The 21,106-nt window shown below is 36.8% G+C and carries 19 protein-coding genes; 18 read left to right on the top strand and 1 reads right to left on the bottom strand.

What is annotated here, in order from left to right; genetic code table 11:
* The first annotated feature begins 220 nt into the window (after nucleotides 1-220).
* From FC89_RS12555 to FC89_RS05215, 4 genes are all read left to right on the top strand, one after another.
* The gene (locus tag FC89_RS12555; protein WP_157060662.1) at nucleotides 221-388 is read left to right on the top strand and encodes a hypothetical protein; all 168 of its coding nucleotides are present in this window, start codon (nucleotides 221-223) and stop codon (nucleotides 386-388) included.
* 101 nt (nucleotides 389-489) lie between these two features.
* Nucleotides 490-1,287: a MetQ/NlpA family ABC transporter substrate-binding protein gene (locus FC89_RS05225; RefSeq protein WP_057871487.1), complete on the top strand. Its 798-nt coding sequence runs from the start codon at nucleotides 490-492 to the stop codon at nucleotides 1,285-1,287.
* A 686-nt stretch (nucleotides 1,288-1,973) separates the two neighbouring features.
* Complete coding sequence (locus FC89_RS05220; protein ID WP_057871486.1) at nucleotides 1,974-3,806, top strand: APC family permease; 1,833 nt, start codon at nucleotides 1,974-1,976, stop codon at nucleotides 3,804-3,806.
* A 144-nt stretch (nucleotides 3,807-3,950) separates the two neighbouring features.
* Nucleotides 3,951-5,039: a glycosyltransferase family 4 protein gene (locus tag FC89_RS05215; RefSeq protein ID WP_057871485.1), complete on the top strand. Its 1,089-nt coding sequence runs from the start codon at nucleotides 3,951-3,953 to the stop codon at nucleotides 5,037-5,039.
* A gap of 330 nt (nucleotides 5,040-5,369) precedes the next feature.
* Here FC89_RS05215 and FC89_RS05210 read toward each other — a convergent pair whose 3' ends face one another.
* Nucleotides 5,370-6,011 (bottom strand): YigZ family protein, encoded by a 642-nt coding sequence (locus tag FC89_RS05210; protein ID WP_057871484.1) that lies wholly within the window; start codon nucleotides 6,009-6,011, stop codon nucleotides 5,370-5,372.
* Between the two features lie 44 nt (nucleotides 6,012-6,055).
* Here FC89_RS05210 and FC89_RS05205 point away from each other — a divergent pair, with 44 nt between their 5' ends.
* From FC89_RS05205 to FC89_RS05140, 14 genes are all read left to right on the top strand, one after another.
* Complete coding sequence (locus FC89_RS05205; RefSeq protein ID WP_057871483.1) at nucleotides 6,056-7,417, top strand: ATP-dependent helicase ComFA; 1,362 nt, start codon at nucleotides 6,056-6,058, stop codon at nucleotides 7,415-7,417.
* Complete coding sequence (locus FC89_RS05200; protein WP_057871482.1) at nucleotides 7,380-8,069, top strand: ComF family protein; 690 nt, start codon at nucleotides 7,380-7,382, stop codon at nucleotides 8,067-8,069. The genes FC89_RS05205 and FC89_RS05200 overlap by 38 nt, the downstream gene beginning before the upstream one ends.
* Before the next feature lie 110 nt (nucleotides 8,070-8,179).
* On the top strand, nucleotides 8,180-8,740 hold the full coding sequence (hpf, locus tag FC89_RS05195; protein ID WP_057871481.1) for a ribosome hibernation-promoting factor, HPF/YfiA family: 561 nt from the start codon (nucleotides 8,180-8,182) through the stop codon (nucleotides 8,738-8,740).
* 174 nt (nucleotides 8,741-8,914) lie between these two features.
* On the top strand, nucleotides 8,915-11,278 hold the full coding sequence (secA, locus tag FC89_RS05190; RefSeq protein ID WP_057871480.1) for a preprotein translocase subunit SecA: 2,364 nt from the start codon (nucleotides 8,915-8,917) through the stop codon (nucleotides 11,276-11,278).
* Between the two features lie 96 nt (nucleotides 11,279-11,374).
* Nucleotides 11,375-12,494 (top strand): peptide chain release factor 2 gene (prfB, locus tag FC89_RS05185; RefSeq protein ID WP_187329655.1). Its coding sequence is split into 2 segments (ribosomal slippage): nucleotides 11,375-11,446 and nucleotides 11,448-12,494, totalling 1,119 coding nucleotides; the frame shifts between segments, so codons are not numbered across the junction.
* A gap of 95 nt (nucleotides 12,495-12,589) precedes the next feature.
* On the top strand, nucleotides 12,590-13,276 hold the full coding sequence (ftsE, locus tag FC89_RS05180; RefSeq protein WP_057871479.1) for a cell division ATP-binding protein FtsE: 687 nt from the start codon (nucleotides 12,590-12,592) through the stop codon (nucleotides 13,274-13,276).
* A complete protein-coding gene (gene ftsX / locus FC89_RS05175) occupies nucleotides 13,269-14,156 on the top strand; it encodes a permease-like cell division protein FtsX (RefSeq protein ID WP_057871478.1) in 888 nt (295 codons plus the stop codon). Before ftsE ends, ftsX begins: the two co-directional genes overlap by 8 nt.
* 194 nt (nucleotides 14,157-14,350) lie before the next feature.
* Nucleotides 14,351-15,517: a PDZ domain-containing protein gene (locus tag FC89_RS05170; protein ID WP_057871477.1), complete on the top strand. Its 1,167-nt coding sequence runs from the start codon at nucleotides 14,351-14,353 to the stop codon at nucleotides 15,515-15,517.
* Nucleotides 15,518-15,533: 16 nt separating this feature from the next.
* Nucleotides 15,534-16,262, top strand: coding sequence for a response regulator transcription factor (locus tag FC89_RS05165; RefSeq protein ID WP_057871476.1), 729 nt, complete (start codon nucleotides 15,534-15,536; stop codon nucleotides 16,260-16,262).
* Entirely contained in the window at nucleotides 16,240-17,661 is a 1,422-nt protein-coding gene (gene pnpS / locus FC89_RS05160) for a two-component system histidine kinase PnpS (RefSeq protein WP_057871552.1), read from the top strand. The genes FC89_RS05165 and pnpS overlap by 23 nt, the downstream gene beginning before the upstream one ends.
* A complete protein-coding gene (locus FC89_RS05155; RefSeq protein WP_235804382.1) occupies nucleotides 17,648-18,523 on the top strand; it encodes a phosphate ABC transporter substrate-binding protein in 876 nt (291 codons plus the stop codon). The genes pnpS and FC89_RS05155 overlap by 14 nt, the downstream gene beginning before the upstream one ends.
* Nucleotides 18,520-19,425 carry a phosphate ABC transporter permease subunit PstC gene (pstC, locus tag FC89_RS05150; protein ID WP_057871474.1) on the top strand — a complete coding sequence of 302 codons (906 nt, stop codon included), beginning with the start codon at nucleotides 18,520-18,522 and terminating at the stop codon, nucleotides 19,423-19,425. The genes FC89_RS05155 and pstC overlap by 4 nt, the downstream gene beginning before the upstream one ends.
* Nucleotides 19,418-20,311: a phosphate ABC transporter permease PstA gene (gene pstA / locus FC89_RS05145; protein WP_420865000.1), complete on the top strand. Its 894-nt coding sequence runs from the start codon at nucleotides 19,418-19,420 to the stop codon at nucleotides 20,309-20,311. Before pstC ends, pstA begins: the two co-directional genes overlap by 8 nt.
* Nucleotides 20,312-20,331: 20 nt before the next feature.
* Nucleotides 20,332-21,087 (top strand): phosphate ABC transporter ATP-binding protein, encoded by a 756-nt coding sequence (locus FC89_RS05140; protein WP_057871473.1) that lies wholly within the window; start codon nucleotides 20,332-20,334, stop codon nucleotides 21,085-21,087.
* Nucleotides 21,088-21,106 lie beyond the last annotated feature (19 nt).

Here is a 21,106-nt window from a genome sequence, read left to right as displayed (position 1 = left end):
TGCAGTCCTTTTTTTTAGATTTGTTCTAGGCAATAAAATTAAATTAATAATTGATTTCCTTGAGAAGTCAATAAATGATCACAAGGAGAACAAAATCATGGAAGAGTGGATAACTAATAGAGATTATTATTTTTATTTTCGAAAGTAAATTCAAATTGACAATAATTATTTTTTGAATTAAGCTTTGAGAAGTTAATTAAATAAAGATGAGTAACTTATTATGTTACTTTTAAGAAGCCCGATTACCAAAGGATGGTTGCCTGTTAGTTTAGCTATGGAATTTTTAGGGATGCTATTTAAACAAGCTAATCAGTTGAGAGGTGAACGAATAATTGTAACTGGGAGTGAGATGAATGATTGCCAAAACTTATTAAGAAGTCATATTTAGATTATAAAATTATGGAATTAAACAATTTTATAAATGGGGTTTGAGTGTATCGAATTAAGTTTTAAGCGAAAAAATAGCTTTGGGATAGGGGAAGTGTTAATTTGAAAAAGGTACGTTTCAGTAGTTTAGTTATTGCATTATTAGGTCTGTTATTATTTTTAACGAGTTGTGGTCAAAAATCTAAAGTTGTTAAAGTTGGCGTCGTTGGAACTCAAGATCAGCAAATCTGGGAAAGTGTTGCCAAAACTGTTAAAAAGAAGGACAATATCAATCTTAAAATTACGACTTTTACCGATTACAACCAACCTAATCGGGCATTGGCAGATGGTGACATTGATTTAAATGCTTTCCAAAGTTACAATTTTCAAACAGCTTGGAATCAAAAAAATCACACTTCAATTGTAGCAATTGGCAATACATATTTTCAGCCGCTGGGATTATATTCAAAAAAGATTAAAAAATTATCTGATTTGAAAGAAAATGCTAAAATTGCAATTCCAAACGATGCTGCTAACGAAGCACGGGCTTTGAATCTTTTGCAACAAGCGGGACTAATCAAGCTCAATACTAAAGAATTACCTACACCTAAGAATATTGTTAAAAATAGCTTGCATTTACAATTTTCAACGTTAGATGCAGCTCAAACACCACGTTCATTAACGAGTGTAGATGCTGCGGTAATTAATGGTAATTATGCCGCGTCAGCTAAAATTCCATTAAAGAGTGCACTTTATCGGGAACATTTAAAAAATGGTGGTCAGTATATTAACGTAGTTTCGACTTTGAAGAAAAATAAGAATAATGCAACTTATAAAAAAATTGTTAAGGCTTATCAAACAGCAGCAACCAAGAAAAATATTGAAAAATACTATAAGGGTAATACTTTACCAGCTTGGTAAGTAAAAAAGCATAGTGTCCGTGTCAATTATATTAATAGAATTACCAGGATAATAAAAAAATAATTTTTAAAGGGAATATGAAGATGAATTTCAAAGTTTGAATTATCATCTTCATATTTTTTGGGCAATTTGTATATTGAATTTGTCCATAGGTGTTGTTCTTGGTCATCAATTAAACATTACTGTTTAATACTTTTCGACGAGTAAACCTGTTGGAAAAATAAATTTGAACAAAATGAATTCTTTGATGGTAACATAAGTTGTTGATAATAAAATTATTTTTAAATTTACGATCTGACTTTGATTTTTAGTCTTTAATTACGAATAAAAAACGAGTATAATTACTTGCTAATTAAACGTTTTTTATAAAATTAGCTGAATAATGATTTTTTTAAAAGACAAAATTACTTTTTGGGTTATCGAATAAAAAATAGTATTAGCCAGAAAACTTGCTACTAGTATTCGTTACCATGGAATTATTTTTATGTCACAATATTGAAATCATTATTGAATTTAAAAAGCGTTATAATGTTGTGTGTAACAAAACAAAAGCTGTCAAAGATGCAGGCTTTTTAAAATTGTGATAAATTGTTTGATAAAGATTAAGAAAACGTTTAGTTGTAATAACAATCGTTTTCGAGTGTAGAAGCTGTAATCTTATCAATTTCGTCAAAGGAGAAATAGAAATGTGGCGTTATTTAAAGCGGTTACTAATTGGACGGCCTCTTAAAACAACTGATGAGGGCGGGCAATCACTGACAAAATTTAAAGCTTTGGCTTTATTGTCATCAGATGCATTATCATCAGTGGCATATGGTACTGAGCAGATTACAACAGTTTTATTCGTTTTATCTGCAGCAGCAACTTGGTATGCACTGCCTGCTGTTGGAATTGTGTTGATTTTGTTATTTGCAATAACCATGTCTTATCGGCAAATTATCAATGCATATCCTTCTGGAGGTGGAGCCTATGTAGTTGCAACTAAGAATTGGGGAACTTCAATCGGCTTAGTTGCTGGTGGCTCGTTATTAGTGGACTATATGTTAACGGTCGCTGTTTCAGTAACATCAGGTACTGAAGCAATTACATCAGCTATTCCACTGCTCCGACCATATAGTATTGCGATCGCAATTTTTATTGTTTTGTTTATTATGACATTGAACTTACGAGGTATGAAAGATTCAGCTTCATTTTTGACTTTACCAGTTTATACGTTTGTTATTGTTTTACTGGGGATGTTGGTTTGGGGATTGTTTAATATTGCCACTGGTCGTCTGACATATCATGCAGCTGCACCGGTTGGCAGTGCGGTTCCCGGGATGACCTTAATTCTGTTTTTGCGGGCTTTTTCAGCCGGTTCTTCGTCATTAACGGGTGTCGAAGCAATTAGTAATGCAGTACCAAACTTTAAAAAACCAAAACGTAAAAATGCGGCTAACACTTTAGCTATTATGGCCGCACTTTTAGGATTATTTTTAATTGGTGTAACTTTTTTAAGCTATTATTTGGGTATCATGCCTAGCTCTGATGAAACAGTTTTATCACAAATCGGAGCAGCCGTTTTTGGTAAAGGAATTTTTTACTATTTATTGCAGTTTTCAACGGCTTTGATTTTGGCTGTTGCTGCTAATACTGGTTTTTCGGCTTTTCCAATTTTAGCTTATAATCTTGCTAAGGATAAATTTATGCCTCATATGTATATGGATAAGGGTGATCGATTGGCATATTCCAATGGGGTCATTTCACTGGCAATTGGGGCAATTGTTTTGATTTTAATTTTTCATGGACAAACAAGTTTGTTGATTCCTTTGTATGCAGTTGGTGTTTTCGTGCCATTTACTTTATCTCAATCGGGGATGATTATTCATTGGTTTCGTGAACGGGGTCACAACTGGGTAATTAATTCCTTGGTTAATTTGTTGGGAGCAGCTATTTCATTAGCTTTAGTAATTTTTCTGTTTTGGCTGCACTTTTCCAATGTTTGGCCATATTTGATTATTATGTTGGTATTGTTGCTGGTGTTTTACAAAATTCATGCACATTACACAATGGTGGCTTCACAGCTGCGTTTGAATAATGAACAAGCACAATTACATGATTATGCGGGAGCTACAGTGATCGTGCTGGTCAGTTCTGTAACTCATGTGACAACGGGTGCCATTAATTATGCTCGCTCAATTGGTGACTATGTTATTGCAATGCATGTTTCATTTGACACTAATCCCAAAAAAGAACATGAAACTGCTAAAGAGTTTAATGAATCATTCCCGGATGTCCGGTTTGTTGATCTGCATTCTTCGTATCGATCTGTTGCCGGCCCGGTAGTACGCTTTTGTGATGTAATTGCTAAAGATTCAGCTAAGAAAAATTATTCAACTACCGTTTTAGTACCGCAATTTGTTCCACGTAAACCGTGGCAGAACATTTTGCATAATCAGACTAGTTTGCGTTTGCGAGCGGTTTTGAATTCACGGGAAAATATTATTATTTCAACCTATAGCTATCATTTGAAAAAATAATATGATCAGTTGCTTTTATCTGGTTAAAATACTGAATCATAAATAATCTATGGTATAATGAATCTTAATGAGCTTAGGAGCGGGTTTTAATAAAAAGCCGGTGGAGTTCTTCTTTGAATGATTATTAAAGAAAGAGGACGGCGTATGTCTATAATTATTGCGTCTTTACTTGCAGCTGGGGTATTAGCGTTTATTTTAACTCCGCTCGTGCGCAATTTGGCTTTCAAGCTAGGTGCAGTGGACAAACCTAACGCACGGCGGGTCAATAAAGTACCTATGCCGACGATGGGTGGATTAGCAATTTTTGTCGCTTTTAATTTGGTGAACTTTTTCATTATGCGACAGCAATATCCCCCACAACAATTGTGGACATTATTTGCAGCTGAATTAACAATCATAATTACTGGAATAATTGATGATATTTATGAATTAACTCCCAAGCAAAAACTATGCGGGATTACTTTGGCAGCATTAATTGTTTATTTTTTCAGTGGAATTCGAATGACCACTTTGACACTGCCTTTTTTAGGTACAATTAATTTAGGGTGGTTTAGTTTACCAGTAACATTAATTTGGATTTTGGCAATTACTAATGCAGTTAATCTGATTGATGGGCTTGATGGTTTAGCTGTAGGAGTGGCGATAATTGCTTTAATCACGAGTGGAATTACTAGTTATCTATTTTTAAATGTAACAGGAACCTATGTAGCAATCATGATGTTTACTTTGGTAGGATCTTTACTCGGCTTTTTACCGTATAATTTTCATCCAGCCAAAATTTATCTTGGTGATACAGGAGCTTTATTTATTGGTTTTATGATTTCAGTGTTTTCACTTTATGGTCTAAAAAATGCGACTTTTATTACTATTGTAATTCCAGTAATAATTCTTGGAGTACCAATTACGGATACGGTTTATGCGATTTTACGCCGAGTTTTAAATAAGAAGCCCATTTCACAAGCTGATAAACATCATTTACATCACCGCCTGATGGAAATTGGTTTAAGTCATACACAAACAGTGTTAGTGATTTATGGAATTTCGTTGATTTTTTCATGCATTGCGCTACTGTACCCTTTTTCAAATTTGTTAGGTTCTATTTTGTTGACGATTGCGACATTATTTGGTCTGGAGTTATTTGTCGAATCAATTGGGTTAGTTGGAACACAACGGAGACCATTAATTAATTGGATTGGTCGATTGTTTAAGATCAAAAATAAAAAGGATAAATGATTTACAATACTAGCTTGTTAGTGAAATTGGTAATTAGGTAAGCATAATTTTGAAAAATGGTTGTTTATCGAATTAGAGTGATAAGCGAATAAACTTAGGCAGAATTAGGAGTTAATTTACTTCTGGTTCTGTTTTTTATTTTGCTTTGCGCACACACGAGTCAATTTGACATGAAAGACCATACTACTAGAATTTTGGTATAAAAAGGTTGATTGACTATCATATTCAAGCTATCAATCCAAAAAACATCCGGCTAAAATATTTTCAGCGGCTGCGTAGAATGTAATTTAGTATAAATCAAATTGAATTTGTTCAATTAAATATGACTAATTACTTTGCAGCAAGGGGAACTTCAATATTTTTTGAAGCGGAAATTTTAATTTTAAGCTGACCGTTCAGTAAGTCGGTTATTTCTTTTATTGCTGACTGACTATCGGTAAACGGAAGCATAAACTTAAGTGTAATTTTATCTGAATATTTGATATCAAATGGTTTAATTTTACGTCGATCAAAATAATTATTTAAAAGATCGAATTGATGGTATGCTAGGCTGACAGTTATAATAGCGGCTTTTATCTGCTGAACGATACCAGCTTGTTCAATGGCAGCACTGGTTGCATTACTGTAAGCTCGAATTAAACCACCAGTTCCCAGTTTGATACCTCCATAGTAACGAACGACAACAGCTGTTACATTATGCAGCTGCTGTTTTTTTAGGACATTCAAAATTGGCGCACCAGCAGTTCCAGTTGGTTCGCCATTATCACTGGCTCGTTGAATTTGATCTTTGTCACCAATAATTGCAGCAAAACAGTGGTGTCTTGCCTTAGGATGGCTGTCTTTAATATGTTCAATAAATTCTTGTGCCGCTGGTTCATTACTGGTTTTGGCTACGATGCCGATAAAATTTGATTTTTTGATTATTAATTCAGCTTGTGCTGTTTTAGCAATTGTTAAGAAATCTTTTTTCAAAAGAATATCACCTTTGCGTATTTATTTTTAAGGGGGGTGAAAACGTGCAACTGGAAGATTTTTACGGTCGATTAGTAAAAGTCGCTGGCCAAGAAAATGTTGCCTATTTACCAGCAACTGCTAAAAAAATTTCAGCAATTGAAATAACTGGTAAGTACATTATTTGTCATCGCTGCAATCAAAAAACCAATAAGCAGCTGGCATTCCTACCTAACGGCAATTATTATTGCCCTCAATGTATTCAATTTGGCAGATTAACATCTCAGGACTTATTATACACCATAGCTGAACCAAACCGGTTTCCACTACAAACGGCACCGTTGACTTGGTCAGGAAAGCTATCAGCTTTGCAGCAAGGATGTGCAGTGGATTTACAACTACAAACTAGTCGAAAAAAAGATTTTTTGCTTTGGGCAGTTACTGGTGCAGGCAAAACTGAGATCTTGTTTCCGACCATAGCGGCAGCACTTAAGCGCCGTGAACGAATTTGTATTGCAACGCCGCGAATAGATGTCTGCAATGAACTGTACCCACGGCTTAGTGCAGCCTTCAAGCAAACTTCAATGGTCCTGCTTCATGGCTCGAGTTCAATGGATTATCGTTATAGTCAAATAGTAATTTGCACGACTCATCAACTGCTGAAATTTAAAAATGCTTTTGATCTACTGATTATTGATGAGGCAGATGCTTTTCCATTTAAAGGCAATCGTTTATTGCAAACGGCAGTGACCAATGCACGAAAAAAAATTAGCAGTTTACTTTTGTTGACGGCTACTCCGACAAGTGAAATGTTACGAAAGGTAAAACAGCATCAACTTAAATTAGGCTATTTACCACTACGGTTTCATGGACATTTATTACCGGTTCCGCAGATAATATTACTACCTAGTTGGAAAAAACAACTACAACGACAAAAATTAGCACAGAATATAATTCGACCTTTGCAAAAATGGCTGCAAGCCGGTTGGCCAGTTTTAGTGTTTGCGCCGCAAATTTCTTTACTGGAATTATTAAAAACTAGTTTGAAGCAATTCACAACTAACCAACATTTGACAACAGTTTTTGCAGCTGATCCACATCGGATTGAAAAAGTTCAACAAATGCGCGAAGAAAGCTGTCAATTGCTAATAACAACTACCATTTTGGAAAGAGGCGTTACGTTTCCCAAACTTAATGTTTTGGTAATTGGTGCGGATGAGCCGGTATTTACGGAGGAAGCATTAGTTCAAATAGCCGGGCGCGCTGGTCGCAGCAGTCAACGCCCCGTAGGAGAAGTTATTTTTGCTTGTTCTATGCTGAATCGAAATTTAAGCAGAGCGATTCGACAAATTAAGTTCTTGAATCACGAGGGGGCAAAATTAAATAACAATGCATTGTCTAAAGTGCCAACGTCTGATACAAAATAAATCATTATTAAAATGGTTTTTTAGTTGGACGCCAATTGAACAAGAAAATCTTTGTGCTGTTTGTCGAGCTGATTTTCTCAGTTTGAAATCTGAATCTATTTGTTCAGGCTGCGGTCGCTTTCAAACAACTCCTGAGCTTTGCAGTGACTGTCATGAATGGCAACGAAAAATTACAGGAGATTTATTAAAAAATCGGGCATTATATTGTTACAATCAAGCGATGAAGGATTACTTTCTTAACTATAAATTTCATGGTAATTATCAATGGCGTCTTTTCTTTCAATCAGCAATAGCAAAAGAAGTAGGAAAGTTTACTCATCAAGGTTGGTTAGCTGTACCAATTCCAATTTCTGATCAAACTTGGCAGCAGCGAGGATTCAATCAAGTAGAAGGACTACTTGAGAAGGTTTCGTTTAAACGTTTGTTAAAAATAAAGGCGAACAGCAATAAAGGCGTTCAATCTAAAAGGAATCGGCAGCAACGTTTGAAAATGCCACAACCATTTGAATTGAACGATAAAATTCAGGTAAATGACAAGAAAATTCTGCTGATTGATGACGTTTATACAACTGGACGAACACTTTATCATGCCCGATCGCTGATGTTAGCCGCTGGTGCTGCCAATGTTAAATCGCTTACTTTGGCTCGTTGAATTTGGGGATATTGATTGTTAAATATCAGTTTTTCTTATATAATAAAGATAACAGGATAAAGAGGTTAAGCCAATTTATCAATGTTTAGTTGTGAAAGGAGAGGTTTGTTATGTTAAAATACAGTATTCGTGGTGAAAATATCGAAGTTACGTCTGCAATTCGGGATTATGTTCAGAAAAAATTAAATAAATTAGAAAAATATTTTGAAGATACCTCGAATTCAACGGCACACGTTAATTTAAAAGTGTACTCAGATAAAACAGCCAAAGTTGAAGTTACTATCCCACTTCCATATTTGGTACTGCGTGCTGAAGAAACCTCACCTGACATGTATGCGAGTGTTGATTTAGTCACTGATAAGCTTGAGCGTCAAATTCGTAAATATAAGACGAAGATTAATCGTAAATCGCGTGAGAAGGGTTTCAAGGGACTGGATGTAGCCGAAGCAGCAGTGGAGAAGAGTGAAGCTGCAAAATCTGATAAGAAATTTGATATTGTAAGAACGAAACGTTTCTTATTAAAACCAATGGATAGTGAAGAAGCTGTTTTGCAAATGGATATGTTGGGTCATAATTTCTTTATTTATGAAGATGCTGAAACAAATGGCATTAATATTGTTTACCGTCGTAAAGATGGCCGCTATGGTTTAATTGAAGCTAGTGATGAATAAAGATTCTTAATAATTTCAATTTATTTTTTAACAAGCGGTTAAGATCGCTTGTTTTTTTAGTGCTCAATTTGAAAAAGTAATAATCAATGATAAAATAACAATGGTGTATTATATATTGTATAATAGTTTTAAATTTAATTTGAATGAATTGTGGTTTAAGAAAGGAAAACAGACATGGTAAATGTCCTTAAAAAATGGGTTGAAAGTGATAAAAGAGAAATTAAACGGCTAGGAAAAATAGCCGATAAAGTTGAAGCTCATGCTGAGGAAATGGCAGCTTTGAGTGATGAAGAATTACAGGCCCAAACGCCGGCACTAAAAAAACGTTATCAAGCTGGAGAAACTTTGGATGATTTACTGCCAGAAGCTTTTGCTGTGGTACGTGAAGGAGCTAAACGAGTTTTGGGTTTATACCCATTCAGAGTTCAAATCTATGGCGGGATCGTTTTGCATGAAGGCAATATTGCTGAAATGAAAACTGGTGAAGGTAAAACGTTAACGGCTACTATGCCGGTCTATTTGAATGCTTTGGCCAGCAAGGGTGTACATGTTGTGACTGTTAATGAGTATTTAGCTCAACGTGATGCAACTGAAATGGGTGAATTGTACACTTGGCTGGGATTAACAGTTGGTTTAAATGTTTCCAATAAATCAGCCGATGAAAAACGAGCAGCTTATAATTGTGATATTACCTATTCAACTAATAGTGAATTGGGATTTGATTATTTGCGGGATAACATGGTGGTTTATCGAGAAGATATGGTGCAACGACCATTAAATTTTGTTGTAGTCGATGAAGTTGACTCGATTTTAATTGATGAGGCGCGGACGCCTTTGATTATTTCCGGTCAAGCTGAACCCACAACTGCTTTATATATTCGAACTGATCGCTTCGCTAAAACATTAACAGAGAAAAAAGATTATAAAATTGATTTGGAATCAAAATCAGTTGCCTTGACAGAGCAAGGTATTCGTAAGGCTGAAAAATACTTTGGATTAACAAATTTGTATGATCCAGACAATACAGCCTTGACTCATCATCTAGATAATGCTCTACGGGCTAACTTTATTATGCTACGGGATAAAGACTATGTTGTTTCCAACGGCGAAGTTATGATTGTTGATCAATTTACTGGTCGAATTATGGAAGGCCGCCGTTATTCTGATGGTCTTCATCAGGCTATTGAAGCCAAAGAACGGGTAGAAATTCAGCAAGAAACTAAGACAATGGCAAATATTACTTATCAGAACTATTTTCGGATGTATAAGAAAATTGCCGGAATGACCGGAACAGCTAAAACAGAAGATGAAGAATTTCGGGAAATTTACAACATGGAAGTTATAACAATTCCAACCAACAAACCGGTAATTCGAGATGATCGACCAGATTTGCTGTATCCGACACTTAAAAGTAAATTTAAGGCAGTAATTGAAGATATAAAGCAACGACACAAAAAAGGTCAGCCGATTTTAGTCGGAACAGTTGCAGTCGAAACGTCAGAACTGTTATCGCAGTTACTTGACCAGGCTGGAATTGCACATTCAGTTTTGAATGCTAAAAATCATGCCAAGGAAGCTGAAATAATTATGAATGCTGGGCAGCGTGGAGCAGTTACCATTGCTACCAATATGGCTGGTCGTGGAACTGATATCAAATTAGGACCGGGTGTTCGTGAAGCTGGCGGTTTAGCAGTTATTGGAACTGAACGCCATGAATCACGTCGAATTGATAATCAGTTGCGTGGCCGATCTGGTCGGCAAGGAGATCCTGGTGTTACACAATTTTATCTTTCATTAGAAGACGATTTGATGCTGCGGTTTGGTTCAGAACGGGTAAAAGCCTTACTGCAACGATTTAAAGTTGCCGATGAAGATGCCGTTATCCAAAGTAAAATGATTAGTCGACAGGTTGAATCAGCTCAAAAGCGGGTTGAAGGAAATAACTACGATACTCGTAAGCAGGTTTTACAATATGATGATGTTATGCGTGAGCAACGAGAAGTAATTTATTCTCAACGTCAGCAAGTCATTATGGAAAATGAATCATTAAAACCGGTTATTATGCCAATGATTAAGCGAACAGTGGAACATATCGTGCAGATGCATACACAGGGCGATCAAAAAGACTGGAACCTGCAAGCAATTATTGATTTCGCAATTGCAGCTATGGTCAATGAAGATAGTATTGCGCTAAATGATCTGACAGACAAAAAACCGGAAGAAATCATCAACTATTTAATGGACCGTGCTGAAGCAAACTATCGTTTAAAAGAAAAACAGTTATACGATGCTTCGCAAATGCTTGAATTCGAAAAAGTTGTTGTTTTGCGAGTGGTCGACTCAAGGTGGATGGACCACATTGATGAGATGGATCAATTACGACAATCGATCGGATTACGTGGATATGGTCAGTTGAATCCGCTAGTTGAGTATCAAACAGATGGTTTTCGCATGTTTGAACAAATGATTGGTGATATCGAATATGATGTCACCCGGCTGTTCTTGAAAGCAGAGATTCGGCAAGATATTCATCGTTAATTATTTATTGAGAATGCCGCTTGATTTAATTGTTAAATCGATCGGTATTTCTTTTTGTTGGCAGTTAAAAAAGATAAATGCAAAAGGAGTTTAATAATGGAACTTAGTGAAGCAAAAAAAATAATTGAAAATATGAAGCAAAAAGTCCAAGACTTTAGGGGGTCTCTTTGACTTAGAGGCCTTGAACGAAAAAATTTCTGAAAATGAGGGTAAAATGGCTGATCCAAGTTTTTGGGATGACCAAGCAGCTGCCCAAAAAATTATTGATGAGACAAATGGTTTAAAAACCAAATTTGATAATTTTAAAGTTTTAAGTGATGCAGTTGATGAACTTGAAATTTTAGCTGAATTGCTAAAAGAAGATCCACAAGATCAAGAAATGAAAACTGAATTAACTGAAAAATTAACGAAGGTACAACAAAAGTTGCAGGCATATCAATTAGAATTGTTGCTGAATGGAAAGTACGATGCACATAATGCTTTACTAGAAATCCATCCAGGAGCTGGTGGAACAGAATCTCAAGATTGGGGCTCAATGTTGTTGCGGATGTATGATCGTTGGGGGCAGCAGCATCATTTTAAAGTAGAAGTTTTAGATTATCTGGCTGGTGAAGAGGCAGGAATTAAAAGTGTGACTTTGCGCTTCAGCGGGAAAAATGCTTATGGCTACTTACGCAGTGAAAAAGGTGTTCATCGTTTGGTGAGAATTTCACCGTTTGATGCTGCTGGTCGCCGGCATACTTCATTTGCTTCGGTTAATGTTATGCCAGAACTGGATGATAGTGTGGAGGTTGAACTACGGCCAGAAGACATAAAAATGGAAGTCTTTCGATCAAGCGGTGCCGGTGGTCAGCATATTAACAAAACATCTTCAGCGGTTCGATTAATTCATATTCCAACGGGAATTGTGGTTTCCAGTCAGGCACAGCGTTCACAATTTCAAAATCGTGCGACAGCTGAAAGTATGCTGCGAGCCCGCTTGTATCAATTAAAATTAGAAGAACAAGAAAAAAAGAAGGCAGCGATCCAAGGGCAACAGCTGGAAATCGGCTGGGGGTCGCAGATTCGTTCTTATGTTTTTCATCCGTATTCATTAGTTAAAGATCATCGAACCAATTATGAGACTGGAAATATTCAAGCGGTGATGGATGGCGATTTGGATGGCTTTATCAATGCTTATTTGCAATCACAATTAAGTGCACAAAATCCTGACTAAACTAAATGAAATTTATTTGTAATTTAGTTGAAATCTTTAAATAATAAGGAATGTTATAATTAGCTGGTGTGTAGCTGATTTAAGGAGGAGTTCTGGTGATTGAATTTAAGCATGTTTTTAAAAAATATACCAATGATATTGAAGCAGCCAGTGATTTCAGCATTAAAATCGATCAAGGGGAGTTTGTTTATGTAGTGGGGCCGAGTGGTGCTGGCAAATCAACTTTTATCAAGATGATGTATCGCGAAGAAAAGCCAACCTCAGGTCAAATTAAGATCAATGAATTTGAGCTTGATAAAATTAAGGGGCATGAGATTCCTTATTTACGACGAGAATTGGGAATTGTTTTTCAAGATTTCAAATTATTGCCCAAAATGACGGTTTTTGAAAATGTCGCCTACGCGTTGCAAGTAATTGAAAAACAGCCTACTGAAATTCAACAGCGAGTTAAACGGGTACTTGATTTAGTAGGATTGGCAGATAAAGCGGATGCTTTTCCAAATCAATTATCCGGTGGTGAGCAGCAGCGAATCGCAATTGCGCGAGCGATTGCTAATCAACCAGGGATCGTGATCGCTGATGAACCAACCGGAAATCTTGATCCCGATACAGCCGGAGGAATTATGGATATCCTAGAGGAAATTAATCAACAGGGCACAACGGTTGTTATGGCTACTCATAATAGTGGAATTGTTAACCAACGCAAGCATCGTGTAATTGAAATCGAAGATGGGCATATTATTCGTGACCAGCGTAAAGGGGGCTTTTCTAAAAATGAATAGTCTGACATTCAAACGGCATTTAAAAGAAAGCTTCAAAAGCCTTAAACGCAATGGTTGGATGACCGCAGCAGCTATCAGTGCAGTTGCGGTAACCCTATTATTAGTCGGAGTTTTGTTAGCGATTTTGTTAAATATTAATAAAGTAGCTTCAGATATTGAAAATGATGTTCAAGTTAGAGTTCTGATTAATCGAGGAACAACTAAAAAACAGCAGCAGCAGTTGCGGCAAGAATTATCAAGCTTGAGTGATGTAAAAAGTATTCGTTATTCAAGTAAAAAGCAGGAACTAAAAAATGTTATTGGTAGTTATGGTAAAGAGTTCAAATTATTCAGCGGGGATGATAATCCGTTAAATGATGTTTATGTAGTCAAAACCAAGCAACCAAAACAGACAGTAAAAGTTGCTGAGAAAGCTGAACATATGAAGTATGTTTACACTGCTAAATATGGTGGTGCATCAGCCAAAAAATTATTTCATGTAGTTGATAGCGTTCGAACTTGGGGAACAGCGATTGGCTTGTTATTATTGTTTGTAGCAGTCTTTCTGATCTCAAATACGATTCGAATTACAATTTTATCACGTAAAAATGAGATAGCTATTATGCGATTAGTTGGTGCAACTAATGGGTTTATCCGTTGGCCATTTATCTTAGAAGGAGCTTGGACCGGATTGTTTGGCGCAATTTTGCCAATTGTCATTATTGACTTTGGCTACGTTTGGCTGTATCGCGTTTTAATGGCATCCTTGGCCAGCACCGGTTATCAGCTATTGACACCGGCAACATTCTTGCTTCAAATTGATTTATTGTTAATTTTGATTGGAATTATTATCGGTGCACTGGGATCGGCGGTTTCAATGCGTCGCTTCTTAAAAATTTAACCTTTTTTAATCGAAAACTTGCTCTATGTAAGCAGTAAATAAGGCCTCTTCTTAACTTAAGAAGGGGTTTTTATTTACGTTATGCAAAAATTAAATCTTGCTAAAGTTAAATTAGCAGGATTTTTTGTACTCTTAAAATAGAATTGCTATACTAAAGGTACTGAATTGTTTTTTTAAGAAAGGTGTTCAAATTGATGGTGCTTGAGGCGATTAAAAATTTTCTGTTGCAACCGGTTGTTTGGTTGGCAATTTTGAGTATAGGAGTTACATATGCAAGGCGAATTTCATTTGAACGAAAACAATTCCGCATTGCGATCAATCGTGACTTCTTTGAAGGAAGGCACTTTATTAAAAACTTCTTTTTGCTGGGGATAATCGGCAGTTTGATTACTATCTTAATAGGAGTCATGTTACCATGGCAGTGGATCATTATTTATCAAGTTCTAATGGTGATTGCTGTGCTGATCTATCCATTTTTTAAGATTGATAGTGCTTTTTTCTGGTGGATCAGTTTACTTTTATTAGGCGGATTAAGTTTATTTTCAGCTGAGTTAGCCAACCTGCTGCCAAGTTCGATTAAGCAGCAAGTATTGCTCAGTCATTCCGCATTAGCAACCAGCAGCGCAGCACTACTTTTTATAGCTGCTCTGTTTTTAGTTGCTAAATGGCTGATGCTGAAACGCTACCAGTCAATGGAAATCAGTCCGGTTATCAAGAATGGCAAACGAGGCCGGCGGTTAGTTTTTTACTCTTGGCAAGATTTAGCACTGGTTCCGTTAGTGTGTCTGGTCCCCAGTGGAACGCTGACTAATTTTTTACCAGGCTGGTTTTTTATAACGATTGCTCATCATCAATTTCAATTATTTATTCTTCCGGCAATTATCAGCAGTGGTTTTAAATTTTGGCGTCAATCAGCGCAAGCAACTTATCGCTTTGAAAAACGTGAACTGTTAGAATTATTGCTGGCTTTTTTGGTGGGAGCTGGTCTTTGCTATATTTTTCCAGCGATTTTTGAAATTATAATTATTGTTTTATTGTTGCTGTCGGTAGTAGCAATGATTTTAAAGCGAAGATTTGAACGTAAAGAAAATAATTGGTATGTTGAAACCCATGACGGTGTTCGTGTAATTGCGGTTCAGCCAAATACTCCGGCCGCTAAGATGAAGATTCAACCTGGTGATGAGATATTAACTTGCAACGGATTGACTGTTCATAGTGAATCAGAGCTTTATGCTGCTTTAAAAACAGATGCAACTTTTTGCCGATTTAAACTTCGAAATTATGCTGGAGAATTAAAATTGGCACAGGGAGCAATTTATGCTGATTCACCGCATGAAATCGGTTTGGTTATCTTTCATTAATTACGGAGGGAATATTTTGAAAAGAATTCTGGTAGTCGATGATGAAATGGCGATTGTAACACTGTTGAAGTATAATTTGGAAACGGCTGGTTATCAGGTAACGGTTGCGATGGATGGACAAAAGGCTTTTGATGAAGCAGTTACAGATCAATATGATTTTATCTTGCTTGATTTGATGTTACCAAAATTAGATGGATTAGAAGTTACCAAGAGATTGCGACAGGAAAAAATTAAAACCCCAATTATGATTTTGACTGCTAAGGGTGAAGAATACGATAAGGTGATCGGGTTGGAATTAGGGGCTGATGATTACCTGACTAAACCATTTTCTCCGCGAGAAGTCTTGGCTAGAATTAAGGCTATCGCGCGTCGGACAACCGAGGCAACTGATGAGGAAACACCAGCAACTTCATCAAAAAAGTCACAAGAAATTTACCAATTTCCTGATTTTACAATTGATTTAGTTAACTATTCGGTAACTCGTAATGGAGAAAAAATTAAATTGACTCCCAAAGAATTTGAATTACTGGCTTATTTTGTTAAACGACCACAACGGGTTTTAAGTCGTGATAAGTTATTAAACGGGGTTTGGGGGTTTGATTATGTTGGTCAAACGCGAATGGTTGATATGCATGTCAGTCATTTACGGGAAAAAATTGAGCATGATCCACATCAACCGCAATATATCGAAACAGTAAGGGGATTTGGTTATCGATTTGAAGGTGAAGCCAATCAAGATCATTAAAAATTTTGCAGCCGATTTTGGTTTGATTTTTGTAATTCAGTCAATCATTTTCTGGCTGTTTATTAATTTAGGCAACTTAAAAAATAGTGATTTATTTGATTCTAAAAGATGGCTTTTTTTAGTGATTACTAGTTTTTTCTTAAGTATGTTGGATATTGCGCGGCGTTATTGGAATCATCAGCAGCAACAGCAAAAAATAAATTTATTAAGTAAAAAATTGCAAGCAATTATTGCAGGTGAAAAACCGCAACACCTATTGCTGGCACCGACAGATGCTTATTATCAGTTGGCGCAGTCCATTAATCAAGTTCAAAGTTTGCAGCGAGATATTTTTAAACATTATTTGACGCAGCAGCGCGGATATTTTTCTTTAATTGAATATTTGACGATCGGAGTAATGGTTCTTGACCAAGACCAAAAAATTTACCTTAGCAATCGCGCAATGAGCGATTTAATGGGTCGAGAAATGAATTTAAAGGGCCAGTTATATGCTAATGAATTACGTAATTATGACTTAAGCCATTTAATTGAATTGACTTATCAAACAAAAAAAGATCAGCATACAGAGTTAAAATTAGAGTTTAATAATAAAGTAGTTGATGCACACAGTGTTTTTGTTCCAGTCAGTCACCATCATTTCTTGGTTATGGTCTTATTGTATGATTTAACTGAATTAAAAGAAATTGAACAAATGCAGTTAGATTTTGTCAGCAATGTCAGTCATGAATTAAAAACGCCAATAACGGCAATTACTGGCTTCAGTGAAACGCTATTAAATGGTGCAATGTATGATCAGGATGCGTTACCACAATTTTTGAAAATTATTCAACAGGAAAGCCTGAAATTAACGGCTTTAGTTGAAGACATTTTATCCCTGGCAAGAATTTCCACCAATACAGCTTTAAGCTTAAACCGCATTAAACTGCGTGCTTATTTGACGGAAGTTTTACAAAGTTTTCAGCCGGAATTAGAAAAAAAACAAATCAAAGTCTATAACGAAATAGCTGAGGATTTTGTGATTATAGGAGACGACCACAAGTTGCGGCATGTGGTTAATAATTTACTGCAAAATGCAATCAAATATAATGATGCAGGTGGTAGCGTTTGGGTGTCAAGCAATAAAAAACAGCAAATTTGGCAATTGATTGTTCGAGATAACGGTTGGGGCATCCCACAAGATCAGCAAGAAAGAATTTTTGAACGGTTTTATCGAATTGAAAATTCGCGTTCGCGGCAAACAGGTGGAACCGGTTTGGGCTTAGCTGTTGTTAAGGAGTATATTGCAGCAATGAAAGGTAAGATTAAGGTTGCCAGTCAGGTTGGTGTTGGCTCGGAGTTTACAGTGTCTTTGCCTTTAATTACTGATGGAAAGCGAGACGATGTGCGTGAAAAGGTTTAAGCAGTTATTGCTTTTAAGCTTTTGTAGCGGCTTGCTGATTTGTTTGGCTGGTTGCCAACAGCCAAACAAAGAATCATTAACAGTGGCGGGATCAACGGCAGTGCAGCCAATTATCGAAACAGCAGCTCTTGATTATCGGCAGCAGCGACCGAATTTTTATGTTAATGTGCAAGGCGGCGGCTCAGGAACGGGGTTGAGTCAAGTAGCTGAAAGAGCAATTGATATTGGGACTTCGGATGTTTTTGCGACACAGAATTCAGATTTGACGACTGAAAAATTGCAAGATCAAAAATTGGCTGTCAGTGGGATCGCGGTTATTGTTAATCCGCAAACCGGAGTTTCAAACTTGACAATGGCACAGATAAGAAAAATTTTTACTGGGAAAATTACTAATTGGCAGCAGGTTGGCGGTAAGCACCTGCCGATTACGGTTATTAATCGAGCTGAGGGAAGCGGTACACGTTTGAATTTTGAAGCATTGGCATTAGCTGGTCACCCAAGCATGACAACTCAGGAACAGGCATCATCTGGAACAGCTTATCAAATCGTCAGAGAAACTGCAGGGGCGGTTTCCTATGTGGCTTTTCCGTATATTCAGTCTGGCGTAACAGCACCTAAAATTGATGGGATTGCTCCAACGGCCAAAAATGTTGAAAATAATCATTGGAAAATTTGGTCTTATGAGCATCTCTATATTCGAAAAGATTCCAGTAAAAAAGTTCGTTATTTTATGAAATATTTAAAATCAAATCAGGTGAAAAAAGTAATCGTTAAATTAGGTTTTATTCCAATTTCATCAATGAAAGTTGTTCGGGATCATCACGGAATCGTTAAACCAATAAACAAGGAGGCAACTAGATGAAAGCAAACCATTCAGATTTATTTCAACCATCAATAGCAGGCAAACGTGAAAAAATTGGTCACTTAAGCGTGTCATTGTGTGCATGGCTGATTATTTGTTTGGTGATTATGGTTTTGGGATTTACGGCTTTTAAAGGAACAGCATTATTCAGACAGCAGCAGGCTAGTTTATCAGCTTTTTTGACAGGAGTACATTGGTTGCCAAATCAAGCCAAGTTTGGAATTTTGCCGTTACTTAGTGGTTCACTGATTGTAGCTGCAGCAAGTCTTTTGCTGGCAGTCCCTTTTGCGTTAGGAACTGCTATTTTTATGACGGAGGTCGCAGAGCAGCGTTGGCAGCGATTATTTCGCGGCGGACTATCGATTTTGTCAGGGATTCCGGCGGTTGTTTATGGCTTGGTTGGAATTGTGGCGATAATCCCATTATTGCGTACGTATTTAGGTGGAACTGGCTATGGTTGGCTGGCGGCCGCAATTATCTTAGCGATAATGATTTTGCCCACATTAATTACTTTGGCAGCTGATGCTTTTGCTGCTGTTCCACGAGATTATCAAATAACGGCAACTGCTTTAGGAGCTACTAAGTTTCAAGTTTGGTTAACGCTGATTTTACCATTGGCAGTTGTTCGTTTAAAAACCGCGCTGATCTTCGGTTTTGCTCAGGCCTTTGGTGAAGCAGTGGCGGTTCAGATGGTCATTGGCAACGCGGCTTTGCTGCCAACAAAATTAAATTCTCCGGCGGCTACTTTGACCAGTGTTATTACGATTAATTTAGGTGATACAGCAATGGGGAGCAATGAAAATAATGCACTTTGGTCGTTGGCATTAGTTTTGTTGCTTATGTCACTGTTGTTTAATCTGCTGACACATTATTTGATGCGAGGGAAAAAAGATATTGATTAAACCACGATTAAACATCACTGTTAATTTAGAAAAAATCATTAAAGCTTGGGTCTACCTAATGGCGGCCAGTGTGTTAGCTCTTATTGTAGGGCTGTTACTGTTGGTCTTTGGTTGGGGTCTGCCACAATTGAATTGGCATTTTTTAACTGGCAGCAGTAATTATCTGACTGGCGGTGGAGTAGGAATCCAATTATTTAATACATTATACATACTAGTGTTGACCTTAGTGATTTCATTGCCATTGGCATTAGGCACAGCAATTTGGTTATTTCAATACGCACGACAAAACTGGTTTACAAAACTGATCCGCATAATGTTGGAAATTTTAAGCTCATTACCGACGATCGTAATCGGATTAGTTGGCTTTTTAGTATTCGTTGTTAAATTTCATTTTGGATTTTCATTATTGTCTGGCAGTTTAACATTAATGATCTTAAATTTACCTTTGTTGACCAGTACTAGTGAAAATGCGTTACGTTCAGCCGATCCACGTTTGCGCCGAGCGGGGCTGGCCTTGGGAATGTCAAATTGGGATTGTATTTGTAAAATTATTATTCCTCAAGTTCGTCCCGCTTTACTGACGGGCGTTGTTTTAAGTGCAGGGCGAATTATTGGGGAGACGGCAGCTGTGATTTATACCGCTGGTCAAAGTGCGGCAATGCTTGATTGGAAGAATTGGAATCCGTTAGATACTGCCAGTCCATTAAGTCCATTTCGACCAGCCGAAACGCTCGCGGTTCATATTTGGAAGATCAATGCTGAAGGAACTATTCCGCAGACCTTGCAAATTTCTACCGGAGCCGCAGTTTTGTTGATATTGTTGATTATTTTATTTGATTTAGCCATTTATGGCTGGTTATGGTTGCAGCAAAGAACAATTAATTGAAAAAAGTCGAGGGTAATTTAATGAGTCAAGCTATTTTAAAAACTGAACATTTAAATGTTGCTGCTGACCGACCGATTTTAAAAAATGTAACGATCGCTTTTCGTTCGGCGGCAATCACAGCTGTGATCGGTCCTTCCGGTTCAGGCAAAACGACTTTGTTACGAGCATTCAACCGTTTAAATGAAGATCACTTATCAACCAGTGGTCGGGTGCTATTTCAAGGAATCAATATTTATGATCCACGGGTTGATTGTTTTCGCTTGCGCATGAAGATCGGAATGCTGCCGTCCCAACCGATAATTTTTCCAATATCTTTGAAAGCTAATTTGATGTTGGCACCACGCGTTAACATGAAAGTAAGTCGACAAAATTTAGCAATGGATATTGAACAAAGCTTGCGACAAGTGTGTTTATGGGATAAATTACAGCATCAACTGACAAACAAGCAGTTCAAGTTGAGTACTAAAGATCAGCAACTATTTTGTTTAGCACGCGCATTACTGCTGCATCCACAAATTCTGTTGTTGGATGAACCTACAGCATTGTTGGATCCGGCGGCTACTTTGCAATTTGAAAAAATTCTATTAAAACTTAGAAGCCATTTAACAATTATTATTGTGACGCATAATTTACAGCAGGCGGCACGAATTGCTGATGATACTGCCTTTTTGCAGCACGGTAAATTGATTGAATTTGCTCAAACGCGAGAGTTGTTCACCCGACCGCAACAAGCGGCAACCGATCAGTATTTGACTAAAAAATTGATTCTTAAATAAAATTTAATTGCGTCTGATT

It is taken from the genome of Liquorilactobacillus ghanensis DSM 18630, from assembly GCF_001435235.1.
GTDB classification, from domain to species: domain Bacteria; phylum Bacillota; class Bacilli; order Lactobacillales; family Lactobacillaceae; genus Liquorilactobacillus; species Liquorilactobacillus ghanensis.
The sequence above is the reverse complement of the archived record's forward strand: the minus strand, read 5'-3'. Positions and strand labels throughout refer to the sequence as shown.